Source organism: Robertmurraya sp. DFI.2.37, from assembly GCF_029211245.1.
Taxonomy (GTDB): Bacteria; Bacillota; Bacilli; order Bacillales; family Cytobacillaceae; genus Robertmurraya; species Robertmurraya methanolica_A.
In genome coordinates this window covers 1-245 of sequence record NZ_JARGEJ010000992.1, presented here as the reverse complement: position 1 = coordinate 245, position 245 = coordinate 1, and the positions used below count along the sequence as shown (strand labels likewise).

General features: G+C 39.2%; 1 protein-coding gene. It reads left to right on the top strand.

Features of this window, described 5'->3' with window-relative positions:
* On the top strand, positions 1 to 245 hold a 245-nt coding region (locus tag PZE06_RS34340; protein ID WP_275792602.1), incomplete at both ends, for a transposase.

Here is a 245-nt window from a genome sequence, read left to right as displayed (position 1 = left end):
TCAACGAGACATCTCTTCTACGATAGAGGAGATCTATGGTTTTTCTGTGTCTCATGAAATGGTATCCGATATTACAGATGCAGTACTTCCTGAATTAGAGGAGTGGCAAAACCGTCCTTTGAGTAACTGTTATCCTTTTGTTTTCGTCGATTGCCTATACACCACCATTCGAAATGACTATGAGACTAAAAAATACGCAGTTTATACGATACTAGGCTATACCATAGAGGGAAAGAAAGAGCTTC